The organism is Pseudomonas sp. SDO5522_S412, from assembly GCF_054071215.1.
In genome coordinates this window covers 1-924 of sequence record NZ_JBSVWQ010000445.1, presented here as the reverse complement: position 1 = coordinate 924, position 924 = coordinate 1, and the positions used below count along the sequence as shown (strand labels likewise).

Annotated in this window: 1 protein-coding gene; it reads right to left on the bottom strand. The window is 63.4% G+C overall.

Annotation, left to right across the window (positions count from 1 at the left end; all coding sequences use genetic code 11):
• The coding region (locus tag ACW9I6_RS32385) for an AMP-binding protein (RefSeq protein WP_457340243.1) at positions 1-924 on the bottom strand (924 nt) is incomplete at both ends.

Genomic DNA, 924 nt, shown 5'->3' with positions numbered 1-924 from the left:
GCCACCCAGTTCGAAGAAGTTGTCGGTGAGACCAACCCGCTCCAGTTTCAGCACGTCTTGCCAGACGGTTGCGATTTGCTGTTCCAGCGCGCTTTGCGGCGCCACGTACTCGTGCTGTACCTGGCTTGCGTCCGGCTGCGGCAGGGCCTTGCGGTCGAGCTTGCCGTTGGCGGTCAGCGGCCATTCATTCAGGAACAGCAGGTGCGTCGGCACCATGTAGTCCGGCAGGTCCGCTTTCAGCTGCGCCTTGAGGGCGCCTGCATCCTCGGCGCCTTGCGCCGGGATCACGTAAGCCACCAGTTGCTGGCCGTTCAGCCCTTCCTGGGCCAACACCACGGCCTCGCGCACCGCCGCCAGGGCGTTCAGGCGCGCTTCAATTTCACCCAGTTCGATACGGAAGCCACGGATTTTCACCTGATGGTCAATCCGGCCGATGTACTCGATCACCCCGTCGCTGCGGTATTGCGCCAGGTCACCGGTGCGGTACAACCGCGCACCGCTTTCGCCGAACGGGTCGGGAATAAAACGCAATGCCGTCAGGTCGCCACGCTTCAGATAGCCCCGGGCCAGGCCGGCGCGGCCAACATACAGCTCACCGATGCAGCCTTTGGCCACCGGGTTCAGTTCACCGTCGAGCAGGTACCACGACAAGTCGGCTATCGGTTCGCCAATCGGACTGCTGGCGTCCAGCTCGAGATCAGCCACCGACAGCGGACGGTAGGTGACGTGCACCGTGGTTTCGGTGATGCCGTACATGTTGATCAGCTGTGGCGCGCTGTCGCCAAACCGTTCGAACCATGGGCGCAGGCTCTTGACGTCCAGCGCCTCGCCGCCGAATACCACGTAGCGCAGGGCATTGGCCCGGGAGTCGGTACAAGCCACGTGCATCAACTGCTTGAACGCCGACGGCGTCTGGTTGAGCAC